Source organism: Levilactobacillus mulengensis (assembly GCF_003946045.1).
Taxonomy (GTDB): Bacteria; Bacillota; Bacilli; order Lactobacillales; family Lactobacillaceae; genus Levilactobacillus; species Levilactobacillus mulengensis.
This window is the reverse complement of sequence record NZ_RHNW01000014.1, coordinates 30,186-49,094: the sequence shown is the minus strand read 5'-3', so window position 1 is coordinate 49,094 and position 18,909 is coordinate 30,186. Positions and strand designations below refer to the sequence as shown.

14 protein-coding genes are annotated in these 18,909 nt (G+C 50.3%); 12 read left to right on the top strand and 2 right to left on the bottom strand.

The features are described 5' to 3' along the window. Nucleotides 1-248: 248 nt before the first annotated feature. Together EKM84_RS11400 and EKM84_RS11395 are read right to left on the bottom strand one after the other, a co-directional pair. The gene (locus EKM84_RS11400; RefSeq protein WP_125765878.1) at nt 249-905 is read right to left on the bottom strand and encodes a histidine phosphatase family protein; all 657 of its coding nucleotides are present in this window, start codon (nt 903-905) and stop codon (nt 249-251) included. Between the two features lie 665 nt (nt 906-1,570). Beyond that, entirely contained in the window at nt 1,571-3,427 is a 1,857-nt protein-coding gene (locus EKM84_RS11395; RefSeq protein WP_125765877.1) for a cation:proton antiporter family protein, read from the bottom strand. An 812-nt stretch (nt 3,428-4,239) separates the two neighbouring features. Between EKM84_RS11395 and helD the strand changes: the two genes are divergently transcribed. The 12 genes from helD to EKM84_RS11335 all read left to right on the top strand — a co-directional run bounded on the left by helD (nt 4,240) and on the right by EKM84_RS11335 (nt 18,901). Continuing rightward, nucleotides 4,240-6,534, top strand: coding sequence for an RNA polymerase recycling motor HelD (gene helD / locus EKM84_RS11390; RefSeq protein ID WP_125765876.1), 2,295 nt, complete (start codon nt 4,240-4,242; stop codon nt 6,532-6,534). A 482-nt stretch (nt 6,535-7,016) separates the two neighbouring features. Then, on the top strand, nt 7,017-7,940 hold the full coding sequence (gene coaA, locus EKM84_RS11385) for a type I pantothenate kinase (RefSeq protein ID WP_125765875.1): 924 nt from the start codon (nt 7,017-7,019) through the stop codon (nt 7,938-7,940). An 11-nt stretch (nt 7,941-7,951) separates the two neighbouring features. Beyond that, a complete protein-coding gene (locus tag EKM84_RS11380; protein ID WP_125765874.1) occupies nt 7,952-8,530 on the top strand; it encodes a hypothetical protein in 579 nt (192 codons plus the stop codon). Nucleotides 8,531-9,216: 686 nt separating this feature from the next. Then, nucleotides 9,217-10,758, top strand: coding sequence for a glutamine-hydrolyzing GMP synthase (gene guaA, locus EKM84_RS11375; protein WP_191988085.1), 1,542 nt, complete (start codon nt 9,217-9,219; stop codon nt 10,756-10,758). Between the two features lie 548 nt (nt 10,759-11,306). Beyond that, nucleotides 11,307-14,639, top strand: coding sequence for an LPXTG cell wall anchor domain-containing protein (locus EKM84_RS11370; protein ID WP_164511388.1), 3,333 nt, complete (start codon nt 11,307-11,309; stop codon nt 14,637-14,639). A gap of 151 nt (nt 14,640-14,790) precedes the next feature. Then, complete coding sequence (locus EKM84_RS11365) at nt 14,791-15,294, top strand: hypothetical protein (RefSeq protein WP_125765871.1); 504 nt, start codon at nt 14,791-14,793, stop codon at nt 15,292-15,294. 156 nt (nt 15,295-15,450) lie between these two features. Continuing rightward, nucleotides 15,451-15,825, top strand: coding sequence for a hypothetical protein (locus EKM84_RS11360; protein WP_164511387.1), 375 nt, complete (start codon nt 15,451-15,453; stop codon nt 15,823-15,825). 51 nt (nt 15,826-15,876) lie between these two features. Next, nucleotides 15,877-16,350 carry a hypothetical protein gene (locus tag EKM84_RS11355; protein ID WP_125765869.1) on the top strand — a complete coding sequence of 158 codons (474 nt, stop codon included), beginning with the start codon at nt 15,877-15,879 and terminating at the stop codon, nt 16,348-16,350. Between the two features lie 21 nt (nt 16,351-16,371). Further along, complete coding sequence (locus EKM84_RS11350) at nt 16,372-17,145, top strand: hypothetical protein (protein WP_125765868.1); 774 nt, start codon at nt 16,372-16,374, stop codon at nt 17,143-17,145. Nucleotides 17,146-17,187: 42 nt separating this feature from the next. Beyond that, on the top strand, nt 17,188-17,646 hold the full coding sequence (locus EKM84_RS11345) for a hypothetical protein (RefSeq protein ID WP_125765867.1): 459 nt from the start codon (nt 17,188-17,190) through the stop codon (nt 17,644-17,646). Between the two features lie 223 nt (nt 17,647-17,869). Continuing rightward, on the top strand, nt 17,870-18,346 hold the full coding sequence (locus tag EKM84_RS11340; protein ID WP_125765866.1) for a flavodoxin: 477 nt from the start codon (nt 17,870-17,872) through the stop codon (nt 18,344-18,346). A gap of 141 nt (nt 18,347-18,487) precedes the next feature. Continuing rightward, nucleotides 18,488-18,901 carry a hypothetical protein gene (locus EKM84_RS11335; RefSeq protein WP_125765865.1) on the top strand — a complete coding sequence of 138 codons (414 nt, stop codon included), beginning with the start codon at nt 18,488-18,490 and terminating at the stop codon, nt 18,899-18,901. Nucleotides 18,902-18,909: the final 8 nt, after the last annotated feature.

Below are 18,909 nucleotides of genomic sequence, written 5' to 3'. Positions count from 1 at the left end.
TGTTGATTGTCATATAACGATCGGAAGTAATCAAAAAAGCCGCCCTCTAATTCTTTGACAGAGTAGGCGACTCATTTCTCGTTACTGTCTCCGCTCTTGAAGCGGCTTGTAAGGTCGGCGGTCCAACGCCGGCCTTTTTCTATGCTGACAATATAGCATATTCTAACCCAGACAACTACGACAATCACTTACAAGTTTCGTTATAAAAAGCCTACCGACAGAAAGGTTGTCAGTAGGCCAAGACGAAACTATTTAATCTTACCCTCAGAGTTGTTGTAGTCGTTCACCTTGTACTTGCCGTTCTTAACGGTAATCTTGGTGATACTCCCGTTATCAACCGGCACGGAGACGTCGATGTCCGAGTACTTGGAAACGATACTACGGATGGTCGTGCTGTGGGTGGCAATCAGGATACGGTCGCCGTCTTTGGCCGCGGCGATGGCGTGGTCCAAACCAGGTTGTACCCGAGCCCAGAACATCGCGTTGTCTTCAGCATCACCGAAGGGGTCTTGGGCGTGGAACATGTCCTTGGTCTTTTCAATCGTCAATTCCTTGATCATGGCGTTGAAGGAGTCCAAGCCAACCGGCGTGCCCAGCGTGTGCCAGGTGAGGCCGGTATCGAGGCCTTCGAAGTAGCCAAAGTTTTCTTCACGGAAGGCTGGTTCCGTTGTCAAAGCAACTGGGGTCTGGTTAGCGGCTAAAATGTTCTTGGCCGTGTTCTGGGCCCGCGTCGTGTCACTGGCATAGGCAGCGGCAAAAGGAATCTTCGCTAATCGCTCGCCGGCGCGTTTGGCATCGGCGATTCCCTTAGCGGTCAGCGGAGAGTCGGACCACCCTTGAATCCGGTGGTATTTGTTCAAATAAGTTTGGCCGTGACGCACCAAGTAAAGTTCAACTGTTGCCATCTCAATCTCTCCTATTCTTCAAAAAACTTCATCTTTGGTCTACTCGCATTGCCTCCGGGATGGTGAAAATAGGCCGTGACGCTGTGCCATGTCGTTCCCGGCGGTGGCCTCAAGGTATCCTGCTGTGGGGCCGGTTTCAGCCAAAAATCGGGCTTTCACCTCAACTTTGAGCCTGAGAAGCGGTCTCAAAGATTGTCCCATGCTCTAAATAGCGAAAACCACGCTATTAAGACCATCGACACAGCTGGAAACCTTGGTCCACCTCTGGTCACTGGGACTGTCTTCGCGGGCCAATTTTACCATCCTTGCAGCCGATAAGCGTGCAGACCATGGATAAGTTCAACTATTCGTTCAATGATGTCTACATTCAGCTAGTTCATAATACGATGCGTAAGTGATAACCAACTGAAAGACATAACCAATGGTGTGGGTGCCCACAATGTTAGCCGATAGGGCAGAAAAAATGGACTCAGCCGGGGGATTCTCTGTGTTCTTCAGAGAATGGCGACTTTGAAACTCATTTCTCAGAGGTTCAAAGCGAGCTGGAAGACCGTCTTTTGGCTTCCAGCGTCCTGCCCCCAGCGTTCCGGTCCATTTTTTCTGCCCGGCAAGGCGCTGGTAACGTCAGTTTGGACCCCACACAACTGGTTAACATCTTAACAGTTTTAGTTTAAAATGCCTAGTTCGCGCCGGATTTCACGAGCCGTTTCCGCATTGCTGGTGAAGATAATCCGGTCATTCAGCTTCAGCGTGGTACTTCCGGTTGGTCGGACAAAGTGACCGTCCCGGAAAATTTGACTGATGGTGATATCTTTAACAAATGGCAAACTGTGAATTTCCAGGCCGGTGTAGCGCCGGTTGTGGAGGGCCACTTCGTAGACGGCGGAAGTCGTTGACGTCAACAGGCGCAGGGTCGTTGGCGTTTCAATCAGGCTCCGGAGCATGGAGATGTTCACGTTCGGCGTGTTATAGACCTCAATGCCCAGGTCGGTCAGCTCGTCTTCGCGGGCGTCTAACACGTTGCGGTCCTCGAAGCGGGCGATGACCCGTTTGACCCCGTAGGCTTTGGCGGCCTTGGCCAGCTCATAGTTCTTGTTGGCATTGAAATGGCCCAGAACCACGATATCAGCATCGAAGGCGTCTTGCCCCTCCACGTAGTCACTTTCCAGTGAATCCAGCAGGTGGACGTTGACCTCGGAGTTATAAGTTTTGTAATTGTCAGGTTTGTCGGTGTACATACTGATGTCGTACCAGCTATCGGCCAGCTGTTGCGCCACGGGGACGGTCAGCAGGTTGGTCCCGATAAAGTGGACGGTCGACTTCTTCAGGTCTTCAGCCTCGGCAGAATAGCCGGTGTTAAAGAGCAGGGGACCCAGCACACAGGTCAAAATGGCGGCCAGTAAGAAGGCCCCAGACTGTTGCGAGGTGACGACCTTCATGGACTTGGCGACTTGCAAGACGGCCAGGACCATGGTGATGGTCGCCGCGGAAATGGCGGTTCCCGCAAAGGCATTGCCGCGTTTGAACCGCAGCCGCAAGATGAAGTAAACGGCGGCCTTGGCCAGCAGGTAGGCGGCAAAGAAGGCCGGAATCAGTAGCAACGTTGCCGGGTCTGCTAACAGTGTGCGCAGGTTGAGGTCGGCCCCACTCATCATGAAGAAGATGGGGATGAAGAACCCGTATCCGATGCCATCGAGCCGGACCATGGTGTTTTCCTGTGGTTGCAGGAGTTTCATCACGATGCCGGCCACGAAGGCCCCCAGGATACCCTCGGCCCCCACGGATTCGGCAATGACCACCAGACTAAAAATCAGGAAGAAAGCCAGCCGAATATCCAATTGGGTCGTGGACTTGTTGATGCTGTCAAAGAAGGTGAAGAACGGCTTGAACCGGCGGAAAAGCACCCCGGCTGCCAGGAAGACCAGCAGGAGCAGCCACAGGGATTTGCTATTGTCACCGAAGACGGACGCGTAAATCGTCAGGGAAAACAGCGGGATGATTTCACCCAACGCCGCAATCAACAGGACGGTCTGTCCGAACGGCTTACTTAGCAGTTCCTTTTCCTTCAGCGTGGCAATGACGATGCCCAAAGAAATCGTCATGAAGATAATGGCCGCCAGCCATGGGTCCTTGAACAGCCCGGTCCACTGGCAAATGAAGCCCAGTAACAGCGAGCTGACCATGATGGCCGCGTAGCTCGAGACGGCGAGAAAGACCGGCGAGTACTTGGGTGCGCTCCCGGCCGCCTTGGCCGCTAACGGGGTCTGCGGCACCTTGCGTCGGCTGAAGAGGCTAAAGTCAATTTCCATCCCACTGAGGAACAGGAGGAAAATGACCCCGGTGCTCGACAGTAAGGATAACGTTGAATTGCTGTGAACGATGTTGAGGACGCTAGGGCCCAACAGGATTCCCACCAAGATTTCCACCACAGCGGTCGGCAGCACGGTCAATTTGAATTTGGCCATGACCAGCGGCGTCACCAGGGCGGCGGTTAAAATAATTAACAAGGATACTTGATCCATCGTTTCATCCCCTCAAAAAAAGTTCCCCTACATTATACCAAAGTTCGCGTGAAGGAACTGGTTTGACGCCGGTCAGTTTACTTTCTTTATAGGCTGAACACGTGTAAAATGGAAAGTCGAATTATGTTTGATACGGGCAAAAAAATAGTCGTTGTTGGTGCCTCCGGACTGGTGAAAATAGGCCGTGACGCTGTGGGCGCACGCCCGTCACTGACATAGGTGGTGCTGGCGCTCCCGCCGGTGGATTCAAGCGGCCCTGCTATGGGGCCCGGTTCCAGCCTGAGGAGCGGGCTTTCACCCCGACTTTGAGCCCAAAAGTCGGTCTCAGAGGGCGGCCTAATTTCACCAGCCCTGCGGCGTCCACTAGTTTAGCCCGTAGTCATGCATATTTGATTAATGTTGTTGGTTTCATTGTTGACGTCGGTAGGTCGCCTTACTAATCATTCGGCCTAACTGTTAAGACAATGACTTATCTAGTAGCTTAGACTAAAATAGAGTTATGAAATAAAGTTGGCGCATGAAATAAGTTAGCTTAGCCACCACAATTACTATGTGAGTGGCGCCGGAGTCAGTTAGGTATGGAGTTCCCTGTGTCGGCGTTGTTAGACCGGTGGGTTGCCGGCCTTACAACGCGGGTCGTGTGGGGAGACTTGTGAATTTTGCAAGGCTCACCACCGCCTTTGAAGACCGACCTATGGCTTCAAAGGGTTGTCCCACAGGGGTGGAATACCTAACTGACGCAGGTAGAACGGACTGAAACACAGTTTTTTTTAATGAAAGTTGTTTACCCAGTTATTTGAGGAGGGATTGGCTTGCCAGATTCAATCAAGGCCCACGAGCAAGAACATTTAGACGCGGTGGTCGCAAAGATCAAGACCGCCGAAAAGGAAGCTAAGGAACGGATCGACGTAGCCGAGAGTGATGAGGCCGGGATCCGGAAGAACTTTGTCAATGATTTACGAATCAAAACGGATAGTTACGAAGGGATTTTGGAAACGGCGCTCTCCGTGCGGCAACAGCAACAAATGCTGGCCGAACGGCAGAATAGTTGGCAACACGCGACCACGGAACTGAGTACGCTCAAGCGCTTGGAACAGAAGGCTTACTTCGCGCGAATCGACTTTCAGGAAGGTCCTAAGGCCAAGGTAGAAACCATCTACATCGGCCTGGGATCCTTCTCCGACACGCCCGACCACTTTCTGATCTATGACTGGCGGGCCCCCATCTCCAGCATCTACTACGATGGCGAACTGGGAAACGTCAGCTACCAAACGCCGGATGGCGAGCAGACCGTGGACGTCAAGCTAAAGCGCCAATTTCAAATTGAAGACGGCACCATTGTCACCCTGTACGACACGGATCAGACGGTCACCGACCAGATGCTCCTGTCGGCCTTGAGTGAGCACTCCGACACCAAGATGAAGAGCATCGTCACCACCATTCAAAAGGAACAAAACCAAATCATTCGGGACACCGGCTCCGACCTGTTATTCGTGCAGGGGGCCGCGGGTTCCGGGAAGACGGCCGCCATTTTACAGCGGGTCGCGTTCCTGCTGTACCGTTATCGCGGGCATTTAACCGCTGGACAGGTCATGCTCTTCTCGCCTAACCAATTATTTAACGATTACATCGACCAGGTGCTCCCAGAATTAGGTGAGCACAACATGGTCCAAATGACGTATTACCAGTACGCTGGCCGTCGTTTGCCAAAAATTGAAGTGGAAACGTTGGCCCAACGCTTTGACGAAACCAACACGCCCGCGCAAAAGAAAATCAATCAGATGAAGGGGAGCCTGGCGTTCTTTGATGCCGTGACCGGTTACGCCGATCATTTGGAAGCCAAGGATATGGTCTTCCGCAACATCAAGTTCCAGGGCGACGTCTTCATCCCGAAGGAAAAGATTCAGGAAATCTACTACAGCTTCAACCGCAACTACCACCTGGGTAACCGGCTCCAGGCCACCAAGGAAGCCTTGATTCGGATCCTCAATCGCCGCATCACTAGCGAAATGAAGACCAAGTGGGTTGAAGATACGATTCAAGACTTGAGTAAGGAACAGTTGGATTCTCTGTACGGGGATGACCCGCGGGAGTTCGATTCCTCCGAAAAGGAAATGCAATTCCTGTCACGTAAGGTGGTCATGAAGGCCTTTGAACCCATTCGGAAGGCCATCGTGCGGGCGCGCTTCCTGAGTATCAACAACCAGTACGTCCACATGCTCCGCGACATGCCGCACCGCATCGACCTGAGCGACTACCAAGTCACCGTGGCCGACTGGAACGCCAGCGTCGAGGAATCCGTGGCCAAGCTGCGTGACCACCGGATGCAACTGGTCGACACCACACCGTACCTGTACCTGTACGATAAGATGACCGGGAAGTCCGGTGAACGCGACATGCGCTACGTTTTCATGGATGAAATTCAGGACTACAACGCCTTTCAACTGGCGTTCCTGAAGTTCAGCTTCCCCCGCGCGCGTTTTACCATGCTGGGAGATCTCAACCAGGCTATCTTCACCAAGGAAAATAGCCGGACGCTGTTACAGGAGCTGAGCACCATGTTTGACCCCGACAAGACGCGCGTCGTTCAACTGACGCAGTCCTACCGGTCAACGCAACAGGTCACCGACTTCACCAAGCACATTTTGAAAAATGGGGAGGCCGTGACTGCCTTTGCCCGTGAAGGGGAGCTGCCAACCATGACGGTGGCGGCCGACGAGGAAGCTGGCCTGCAAAAGGTCATCGCCCAAATCAAGCAAAATGAAGAAGAGGACGAGACCACGGCCATCATCGGCAAGGACTTGGCGGACTGTCGTGACCTGACGGAACGCTTGAAGGCGGCCGGTGTGGCGGTAACGTTGATCCAATCCGAAAACCAACGGCTCGCACCGGGGACCATCGTGGTGCCATCGTTCCTGGCGAAGGGGTTGGAATTTGACGGCGTCATCGTGTGGCAGGCCTCGGCCAGTCGTTACGATGCGGATGACGAACGGCAATTGCTGTACACCATCTGCTCACGGGCCATGCACCGCCTGAGCCTGATTGCGGTCGGTGAACTGTCACCGCTGTTGAGCGACGTGCCAGCGGATGAGTACGAAATGGTTTAAGGTTTTTAAACTAAGAAATGAAACGCATCCTCTACTAGCCTTCGGGTCGGTGGGGGATGTTTTTGTATCCGCCCATGCCACAACTGAATCCGCTATCAATCTAGTGAAATCATGCCCGGTAACCAGCGTATCTGCGGTATAATAGGATTTAATTGTTTGACCTGTTGTGCACAGAAAGCAAGCAGTGCCAAGGCTTGTAAACTTAGTAGCCTAGACACTTGTGCGGGTTCAATTCAACGTATGGTCGGTCTTGGAGCCGGAGGGCGTTAGGCTTGCCAGCGCCTGTGTCGGTGGTGTTAGACCGGTGATTTTCCGACCTTACAGCACGGGACGCGTTTGAGACACGTGACTTTCGTGGCTCAAACCGAACCCGAAGACCGCTCTTTGGCTTCGGGTGGGCCCCACAGGCCGGTTGGCCTAAACGCCCGCAGGCGGAAAGACCCAGCACAACAGTTTATTTTAACCAAAGTAGAGGTGTCTCCATGAGTGATCCCATCAATTACAATGCGTTTACCCGCGCCCAGTGGCGGGCCTTTTCCGATGACGCAACGCTCCCACTGACGCAGGAAAGTCTGCGGCAGATCAAGGCGTTTAACGACCGGATTTCCCTGCAAGACGTTCAGGACGTGTACATTCCGTTGGTGCATTTATTACACTTGGAATTTAACCACTACCGCCAATTACAAAAAGACAAAGCGGCTTTTCTCCAGCAAAAGCCACGGCGGGTCCCATTTATCATCGGAATTGCCGGCAGTGTGGCCGTGGGTAAGAGTACGGCGGCGCGCTTGCTGGAAGTGTTGCTCAATCACTATTTTGAGGGGCAACGGATTCAGCTGATTACGACTGACGGCTTTTTATACAGTAATGAGGAATTAAAAAAGCGCAACCTGATGGCGCGCAAGGGCTTTCCGGAAAGCTATGATATGGCGTCATTGATTCAGTTTTTAAACGACGTCAAGGCGGGGCAGGAGCTGATCAAGGCCCCCGTGTATTCCCACAAGGTGTATGACATCGTGCCGGATCAGTTTGAGTACATCGTGCACCCGGACGTTTTGATTGTTGAAGGGATTAATACCCTGCAGTTACCGACCAATGAGCAGATTTATGTCAGCGACTTCACCGACTTTTCGTTGTACGTCGATGCTGATCCGACGCTGATTGAGAGCTGGTTCTTGGAACGGTTTGAGTTGTTATTGCAAACGGCCTTTCAGGATCCAACCAACTATTACTATCCTTATACGACGGTCAGTCACGAAGAAGCCATCGCGAAGGGCAAGCAGGTTTGGCGCGATATTGATTTAAAAAATTTAACGGAATACATTTTACCTACGCGAAATCGAGCGGACATGATTCTGCATAAATCCTTCCATCACCGCATCGACCGCCTGTTGTTGCGGAAGTACTAGGAGGCGGCGCAATGTTACGAGACGCCACGATTGTGGACGCGGACGCTGTGGCCATGTTGGTGCTCCACGAGGTAGAACGCCGCCAGCTCAGACGCCTGCGTCGCGTGACTAAGGAACAGTTATCACAAATGTTATTTGTCGGCTACCACCAGCCTGATTTTCGCTACGGGTATCCGCAGGCCAGAGTTTATCAAAATCAGGGCGTGGCGGTCGGCGTGGCTTACGGTTATCCCGCCGCAACTGAGCGGGCGCTGGATAATCAATGGGCGACGTTGTTTGAACGGCAACAGTTGACGGTGCCCCAACAGCTCGTGGTGACGCCGCGGGCCTTGCCGGACGAGTGGTACCTGGATCTGTTGACGGTTCGCAACCGCTCCAAGGGCAAGACCTACCAGCAGAAATGGTTTGACGAGTGGCTGCTGGGCGATGCCATCCATCGCGCCCGGCGGAGTGATTTGCCGGCGATGGGGATGGACGTGCGGCCGGGGAGTTCGCTGGCGGGGTTGGCGGCGGAGTTCGGCTTCGTCGCCACACAACGCCGCCATCTAGACCGCCAAACTTACTATCATTTGCGGTTGAAACTCGGGTAGAATTCGCCTTCGGGCTGGTGAAAACTGGCCCGTGACGCTGTGGGCGAACGCCCGAAGCCTGAGAAGCGGTCTTCGGCCTTACTTTGAGCCGAAAATCGCGTCTCAAAGATATCAGTTGCCTAAGCGGTAAACCGCTAAGGCAACTCCCACGGCTGAGCCCATTTTCACCAGCCCTGCGGCTGACACGGGTTTGAACCGCAGATAGCGAGTTGATGGTTCTGCTGGTGTGCTGTTTGGCTAATTGTTATTGAAAATAGGTAATGGACATGAACAGTGTTGAATCTGGTTGGGTTTGACCCGTTATAAATGGATGTGTCAACGTTAGTGACCAGAGGCAGGCCAAGATGCTCAGCTGTGTCGGTGGTCTTGGCAAGGGTATTTTCCTTGCCTAGAGCACGGGACGACCTTGGAAACTCGCGAACTTTAGCGAGGTTTCAAGGCGAGGCGGAAGACCGGTCTTTGGCTGGAACCGTTCCCCACAGCAGGGCGTCTTGAGCCTGCCGCCGGGAACGGACTTGCGCACCATTTTAACGTGGGGCTGTCAGCCGCAGGTGGCGACCAAGCAAATTTTCCATCACCGGGTGAAGCGATTGTGGTGGATTTACATTGACCCGCGTTTCAGAAATCGGTATGATATAACCAATGTTTAAAAAGAAGAAAGGGTGAATGGCTTGGCAAACGTTGATATGTCCAAATTCGATAAAATTATCGTCTTGGACTTCGGAAGTCAATACAATCAATTGATTACGCGCCGGATTCGTGACATGGGCGTTTACTCTGAACTGAAGGCCCACACCATGAGTGCGGCTGAAATCAAGGCTTGGGGCCCTAAGGGAATTATTTTCTCAGGGGGACCTAACAGTGTGTACGATAGCAGTGCCTTTAACGTTGACCCAGAGATCTTCAAGTTAGGGATTCCTATCTTGGGTATCTGTTACGGGATGCAACTGATGGCCCACAGCCTGGCTGGCGGGAAAGTTGAATCCGCTGATAACCGGGAATACGGGCGGGCTGACATCACGGTATTAAGTGACGATGCCAAACTGTTCAAGGACACGCCAAAGACGCAGACGGTCTGGATGAGTCACGGTGACTTAGTGACCCAGGTGCCTGATGGCTTTGAACGCGTGGCAACGAGCGAAAACTGCCCAATTTCTGCCATGCAAAACGTTGACCGCAACTTCTACGGGATTCAATTCCACGCGGAAGTTCGGAACACGGAATATGGTAACGACATCTTGAAGCACTTCGCTTTTGATGTCTGTGGCGCAGAATCTAACTGGTCTATGGACGATTTCATTGACCTGCAAATCGAACACATTCGCGAGACGGTCGGCGACAAGCGCGTCTTGTTGGGCCTGTCCGGTGGGGTCGATTCCTCCGTGGTCGGCGTGCTCTTGCACAAGGCTATTGGGACGCAACTGACCAGCATCTTCGTGGATCACGGTCTGTTGCGGAAGGGTGAAGCTGAGCAAGTGATGGCGAGTCTGGAAGGGAAGTTTGGTCTGAACATCGTTAAAGTCGATGCCCAAGACCGTTTCCTGAGCAAGTTGGCTGGTGTTACTGAACCCGAAAAGAAACGTAAGATTATTGGGAATGAATTCATCCAAGTCTTTAACGACGAAGCCCAAAAGCTCGACGGTATCGATTTCTTGGCCCAAGGCACGTTGTACACCGACGTGATTGAAAGTGGGACGGACACGGCGCAAACCATCAAGTCTCACCATAACGTGGGTGGGTTGCCGGAAGACATGCACTTCCAGCTGATTGAACCCCTGCGTTCCTTGTTCAAGGATGAAGCCCGTGAGTTGGGTGAAAAATTAGGGATGCCAAGCGACCTCGTTTGGCGTCAGCCGTTCCCTGGTCCCGGTTTAGGGATTCGGGTTCTGGGTGAAATCACGCCAGAAAAGTTACAAATCGTTCGCGATAGTGACTTGATTCTGCGTGAGGAAATCAAGAAGGCCGGCCTCGACCGTGATATTTGGCAATACTTTACCGTCTTACCAAACATCAAGAGTGTCGGCGTCATGGGCGATGGCCGGACCTACGACTATGCTGTGGGTATCCGGGCCGTCACGTCCATCGATGGGATGACCGCGGACTTCGCGCGCATTCCATGGGATGTCTTACAGGAGATTTCCGTCCGCATCGTAAACGAAGTGGATCACGTCAACCGTATCCTGTATGATGTTACGAGCAAGCCGCCTTCGACAATCGAGTGGGAGTAGGCTTTACTTCCATTCAGCCGGACTGTAACGGCGTAAATATACGATGATTTAAAAGAAGCAGCTAACCTTTTGTTGGGGTTGGCTGCTTTTTTTAGTGGTGGACAAGAACTTACGGGTATTGGGGTATAAAATTGTTTTTCACAGAGAGTCGGTTCACGCACACAAGTAGATTTATCGGACGCAACCCATTGAGACCAGTTAGGCTCTCGATGGGTTTTTAGTAGCCCTAGGATGCTGTGGCAACATCGACCGTGTAACCGCAAAAAAATGATGATACGATTCGATAAAGGTTTATTACCTACATAAAATTGTCCGTTTTTCCCACTTAAATACGGCTAAACTATAAAAATTCAAGCACCCATGAACCACCTGTAGAGCTAAACGTAACGGGGGCTCACTTGACGTTGCAACAATATTTGGCAACAATAATGTTTTAGGGGATTGAACGTCACTCACAAACTGCCTATAATGGATAGTAATAACAAGGGTAACGACTATATTTGACATCACATTACCTGAGCTTGGTCATGTTAAGAGGGGGACCAATCATGAGGGATTATGAACGTAAAACACATTACAAAATGTACAAATCACATAGAGGCTGGCTAGTTGCTGGTATCACTGTTACCAGTATGGCAGTGGGAATCGTCGCTGGACCACAGGCCAGTCAGACCGCACAGGCTGCCGATAATACGCCAACTACTACGGCAACCATTTCCGGTCAGTCAGCGACAAGTGGCGCACAGGCCAAACTATCAGCTGCGACAACGACGGACAAGTCGACTGGTAATGATAATGGTGATAAGACACCAACACCAGTCGCACCACAGAAGCCAGTAGTTGGGTCTGCGCCCGTCCAGCCAGCGACGGACAAGTCGACTGGTAGTGATAATGGTGATAAGACACCAACACCAGTCGCACCGCAGAAGCCAGTTGTCGAGTCTGCGCCCGTCCAGCCAGCTGACGGTGGCACGCCGGCTAATGATGGTATTGTTGCGCCAAAGGAGCCTTCATCTAATCAAACGACACCGGCACCAGGTGAAAAGCCGACTGCCAGAACTGCCGTGACGACCGCTGCGCCCTTTAAGACCGGGATTTCTGTGCAGGATACCGATGATTTAACCAACAAGGTGGCTGCCACACCAGCCTTTAACATCAGCAAGACTGATCAGTTGCAATATACTTATAACCATGTGGATTCTGCCGGGCATAACACAGACTTGAGAGTTGTGGATGGCTATGATGCTAGTCATCAAGTACAGGGAGCTGGCACTTGGTTGGGTGAGACGTATGCGAACCAGATTGCCCAGGATGCTAAAGGAATTGATCCAGTTACGTCGGCTAAGTACGGGACCCAACTCATGTACATCGATGAATGGCTGCCAGACTATGGACTTCAATACTTTCTCTGGCAGAATAACTATGCCAAGACGTATGCCACGATTGCTGACTTTCGCAACAACTTCTCGAAGGCTGAGTTGGCAACGCTTACGTCCATTTATTCGAACGATAATTTACAAGCCGCAGCCGGCAATCAACCGACGACTTACTATCAGAGTATTATGGCCATGCAGACACTTGAAGGCCTACAAAATGCGGTCAACCTGCAGGTATTAGATATTTCACCGAACTTGTTGGTCAGTTTAGAAGCTTACGGGACTGGTGAAAAGAATAGCAACCTCTGGGACATTCGGGCGTTAAGTGGCCTGAAGAACCTACGTGAGGTTCAGTTACCAACGGCTTCCATCAATGATATCTCAGCACTAGGAAATCACGACAAGTTGACCGATGTCAGCTTGTTCGATAACCAGATCACGGATATTTCACCACTGGCGACGGATAAGAATCTCTTGATTTCAAAGGCTAGCCTGTTTCAGCAGCATGTGCTGTTAGCCCCGATTAAAGTCAGCAATAAGTTGGCTAAAGGGGCCAATTCAACTGATGCAGGAATGCTGACCTACACGACGCCATCCTTTATCATCAAGGACCTGACTGCCAGCAACCTGCCAATTCAGGGCTTTGATAATGCCAGTGATCTGTTATATCCTTCCCTGTACCCGTCTAGTTCTGATGCCGGTAATCTGAACAGTAACACGTTGACCTGGTATAACTTATTAAATAGTACTGATTCCACGTACGGTAGTCTGTCCACCACCTGGAGTGATACCAACAGTAACTTCGCTGGTTACATCATTCAGCCGTATGAATTGGCTGCCAACGTCAGCGATTTAAACGTTAATATTCAGCTACTACAAGCTAACGATCAGCAGTTGAACTTGGCGCCAGCTACCCTGATTTCTGGGGATATTGGGTCGAGTGTGGACGTCCAACAGAATGCAACCGTCCAGACGTTATTGAATCAACAGTTGTCTAAGGGCTACACGTTCTCCGGGCTGATTTTGGATGGCACGGGCCTGTATTCCGACTACGCGGCAAAGAACGGCAAGGCCAATGCGCAAACGTCTTGGGCCACCACTTTAGGTGACGAGTCCAAAAACTGGACGATTCTATTTTACAAGGGCGTCATGCCCTGGACGGTGTCAGTTGGTTACGGTGTGAAGGATGCCAATGGCAATTACACACCAATCACGAATGCAGACGGCACGGCCGTGACCGCCAACTACAAGGGAACGTCGGCTGACAAACTAGCTTTGACCGATTATGAAAGAGACTTTGACGACTATGTTTACACCGGTGCTGAAACGAGTGCTGATGGTCAAACCTGGACTGATATTAGCCAGGCGGCTGATATTCCTTACGTCAACGACATTCAAGCGGTCCGGATGGTTTACGCCCAGGCTAAGAAGGCCACGGTGACCATCAAGGACGCTACCACGGGTAAGACGCTCCAGGTGTTGGATGCGACGACCAATCCTGAACTGAAGGGAGCCATTGGGTCCACCAGTTCTTTTGATTCCAACACGGTGATTGCGCCTGAACTGGCCAAGGGATACACGGTGGTCAGTGATACCACGAAAAACGCTGACGGTACCAGTGCCATTGTTTTCGCCAAGGATGCTACGGCTAACTTGGATTACACGATCACATTAGCACATGCGTTTAAGACCGTTGAGCAGGCCGTTCACGAACAGATCACGTATCAAGATAAGCAACAAAAGACAGTTGCTGCGCCAGTAACTAAGACGGTGAACTTTGCTACGGTGACGGACCAAGTCACCCAAGACGCCGTCACCTACAGTAAATTAGATGCTACAGCGACGCCCGAATTAGACGTCACTGGTAAACCTACTGACGCTAGCTGGGTGGTTTACCAAGCGGGTAGTGATTTGGCATTCGCTGCGGTGAAAAACCCAAGTGTACCTGGGATGCACGTTGTTTCGACGACTGACCCGGCCAATGTTTTGACACAAACGGTAGCCCAGCCAGTAACACCGACCACCGGCGATTTGAGTTTTGTCGTCACCTATGACGCTAATCCAACATCCGGTGGCGGTGACAATGGCAACAACGGTGGCGGAACCGTTACGCCACCAGTGACGCCAACTACACCAACTCCCGGCGATAATGGTGGCGCCGCCGCGGCTGTGGTCACGCCTAAGAAACCAACGAAACCGACAAAACCGACAAAACCCAACCAGGGTGGCCAAGCGGTTGTCGTGAATAAGAAGACGATTCGCGGAGCTGGTCATCAGGCTGGTGGGACGGTCACTGCCGGTGGTCAAGGGGCAAAGGTTCAGGCCTTGACAGCGCCAGTAGAGAAGACAGCGTCAGTAGCGAAAACGGCTACAGCGACGACGGACTTAAAAGCGGCTCAGTTACCACAGACTAACGAACAGCAGCTTAACGGGTTAGCCGTCATCGGGTTAGCGCTGTTAGGTGCTTTGACTAGCGTTGTGGGCTGGAAGAAACGTCGCTTCTAATCTTAGGGAGTAGGCTTTACTTCCAGTCAGCCGGTATGTAACGGCGTAAGTAAATGAGACATTTCAAATAAGGCATCTGCTTTTATTGTGGGTGCCTTTTGTGTACGCTTAACGTGATTACTGAATTTAAAAATGGAAAGGATGATTAACAATGATAGTTATGGGAGAACATAGCCGTGCAACTTATGGGGGAGTTTTAGACTTGCTTGATGGGATAGAGTCTGAGTGGAATCCAAATCAGGACCAAGCACCTGCAGATACTAATGCTTCGAAGAGAATTTTTGAAGTTGAAGAGGGAAAAGAAGACAGCCTGGTACGAAAGGGTAAGCTAATTCGTAATGGGAAGCAAATAAGACATCGACGAGATTGGCTAATTCTTGCTGATATTTATAACAATGGCGAGTATACGCAAGGATTTCACCTTCGCAATTATATTGAATTTAAGTTGCATGACGGAGCAACGAGGAGTGATGGCCTCTATGACGGTCGAATAAGAAATGCCGCGCTATACTTCTATATTCGAGAGGTTGTCTATGGGGATAGTAAAGAAAAAGGTAACTTCGAGAACGAGGTCCAAAAAGTTATTAATCATTACGAATTAGTGAATGAAGATAATCAGGATGTTCGAGTGAATAACTTTAGACGAATTTTATAATCAAGTTAGCCACTTAGAGTTTAGGACAAATAAATACACCAAGGTAGCTGGAAGCTTTTTTATCGGTGTTTAACAATGAATTTTTTAGTGCGGATAAAGTTAAATAGTGCTATGGTTAATTTAATTAATAAATACAAAAAGGAGAATGGTGGGAAGATGCACAAACTAGCGGCAACACTGATGATAGTGACGGCACTTAGCTTTGGGAGTAGTGTGGTGACAACGACTACGGCGAATGCCAGTACCTGGCACAAAGGGACACCCAAAGTTTTACGCGGTGTCTGGAAGTATAGCCCTTCAGGCAAGTGGAAAGATGATGTTGGGCCTATGTTTAAGCTGACGAAGACGACGATGAAGACGTATGGTCGCGGCAGCATTCAGGGGAAAGCGTCATATAAAGCGTTGGGCCACCATAAGTATCAGGTGAAAACAAAGGCTAAAGGGAAGTTACCACCACTGAATTTCAAATTTCAATACGTCAGTAAGCATAAAATGCGCGTAGTGGGGTACAGTCAGCTTTACAAGCGGTAAGTAAACACATAGATGAAAGCGCTTTACTAAAACTGAGGAGTGAAGGTTAACATGAAGAGACAATTATTATTTTCAGGACTGGCCGTTATGGCGGGTCTGACTTTAGGGAGTATCGCGTTGCCAGGCACCACGGCTGAAGCCAAAATTCACTACACAACAACGCCCAAATCGTTTAGAGGGACCTGGGTGAACTTTTCAAAAGATGACATCAACGGCACCATGTATCGCTATCGTTCAACGGCAAAGATAACCAAGTACGTGTACAACTATAAATATGTCGTTAATGGGCGGACAATCTCAAAGGTTAACTGGTCGGGAAAGAAAAAGTCACATTTTTATAATCATAGTGATCTTAGCGTTAAAAAAGGAAAAAACGGGCGTTGGCGGATTTCTCAGTATGGCATGAAAAATAACATCTTCAATACGACCTACAAGCGAGTTAAGCACAATGGGAAACAGGCCTTAGTCAGTCTTGATCATTACGGAGATGGTACACCACTGAATCTTTACTACTACAAGAAGTAAGTTCTGAGGAGAATCAAGCGAATGAATAAACGGGTAAAGTTAGTTATTGCCGGATTGATGGCGCTCAGTTTTGGCATTGTCTCCGTGACCACAGTCTCTTCGCCAGCTTTGGCAAAGACCAAGGCAGCTAAGGTGATTAGCCACCAAAAATTAGCGAAGACAAAGTTCCATCCTAATGGCGGAAGTCTATATACCTCAACCAAGCTGACGAAGAAGTCGCCTAAGACGTTCAAGGCAGTGAAGACAACGTTCTACGCGACGAAGTCAGTCAAGGTGAAGAAGGCTAATAGTAAGCGGGCAACCTATTACTATGTTAAAAACAAGAAGGGCAATATTAACGGTTGGATTTGGAAAGGCTATCTAAACAAGACCAAGAACCTGGCACAACGGGCCTCTGACATTCGGCGTTTTAAGGCGACTTACAAATATGTTGATAATCCCAAGGATGACGGCTACCAATTGTACCGTGACTCGTTGAGCGGCATGACTTTAGCTCATGCTTATAATGACAGTATCTATGTTGAGAAAGCTGGTATTCCCTCAATTCTGGAGGCAACCTATAGTACGTCGAACGCCAAAACGCTGCGAGGATGTCAGGCAACCTATAAAATTTTCAAAGGTCGGTTCAGCGCTAAGATTAACGCAAAACTAGCGAAGCAATGGAAAAAGGTCTTAAAGGATTCTGCTGCGGTGAAACGCCAACCCGACGTGGGTGACGTTACCGATCAGATGTACGACTCGACTTTGAAATTCACGAATACATTAGGCAATGCTATCCATGGCTTGGATAAGTAAGCGGCAACAGTCACCAAATTTAGTAAGGGAGCGATAGATATTATGAAATCTAAATTGATTTTTTCAACAATGGCAGTAGCGGCTGGTCTAGCCTTAGGCGGTGTTGCGACCCCGAACACGACGGCCGAGGCGAAGATTCACTACACAACGATGCCCAAATCATTCAGAGGGACTTGGGTGTGCGTTGATGATGAAGATTCCGCCAACATTCACACGCTTAAGATCTCGAAGTACGTTTACGACTACAAGTCTAATTATCATGGCAAGAAAGAAACGCTGGCTAAATGGTCCGGCAAGAAAAAATCACATTACTACAATCACAGTGACCTTAGCGTCAAGAAGGGCAAGCACGCGGAAACTTGGCGAATCAGTTGGTATCGCATGAACAGTTTGTTTGCCGAAACGATTAAGAAAGAGAACCATAAGGGAAAGACAGCCCTAGTCTTCCTCGACCGTTTTGGTGATGGCACGCCGCAGCGAACTTATTTCTACAAGAAGTAGACTAGCCTCAGTTGGTCGTCGTCAATTCAAAAATTGGCGGCGACTTTTTAGATAGATTAGTTACCTCCTCAACCCCAATACAGTCCATAAATGCGTCAACTGCCATGCCCAAATTAAATGTCCAATCACGTATTTTTGGAATCTTTGCCGGGGATGGTCACAGATAGACTAAAAGGGTGTATAACTAAGTTAGAATGTTGTTTATGAAACGGGGGAATGACTAATGGGACAATCAGTTGTTATATACTTTTCAAATACTGGAACAACGCAGGCTATCGCCGAACAAATTGCGGTGACGACAGACTCTAAGCTCATTGGAATTCATGCCAAGGTAGACCATCCGGAGGCCGACCTGGACTGGGAAGATCCAGTCAATCAGAGCTACCATGAGATGCATGCGCAAAAGGTCCGGCCAGCCATTGAGGCAATTGATCCGGCACCGATTGCGGCGGCCGACGTCATCTATCTGGGCTTCCCACTCTGGTGGGCGACCGTTCCCGGAGAAATCAATACGTTACTCGACAGCTTGGATTTGACCGGCAAAGAGGTTCATCCTTTCTGCACGTCTGGGTCCACATCAATCACCGAGGCGGTCAGCCAGTTGCGGGAAAACTATCCACACATTGACTGGCACGCGGGCCGGCGTTTCGCCACCAGTCTGACGGCGGACGAGATTCGGGATTGGGCAGCGGAAGACTAACCAAGTTGAATACGTCAATGGTTGTCGTCTTTTTGACTAAGCAGTAAATACCCACAAATTGTGCGCCACAACACTGGTAATCGCGAGGCTCACCGTGCTATTCTGGGATTGTACCGAATACATAGTGGAGGAGCGATTCAGATGACGTTCAAACAATTTGGGGTTTCTTTATTAACACTGGTGGTTCTAGCACCGGTGATGACCGTACCCGCCAGCGCTAAGGTTAAGGTGATTCCCAAGGCCATGCGGGGCACCTGGGTAACGAAGCCGCAGTACAATAAGAAACGGCATATCAAGAAGAATATGTGGCTGCCGAGCATGAAGTTAGTGGTTTACAAAAAGACTGCCAAGTGGCAGATGAGGGGTTACTTGCCTTCAGATACGGGTTATGATCATAAAATCCATAAGATCAACGCCTTTCAGTACAGTAAGGATGTTGTCACGCTGCACGGGGATGCGCTGTTTACGAAATGGAATTTCTTAAGTCGTCGGGGTAAGAAACTCGATTTCGGCCAGCAGCGTGGTGGCGACATTTTCATGACGCGAGCTAAATAAGGATACCA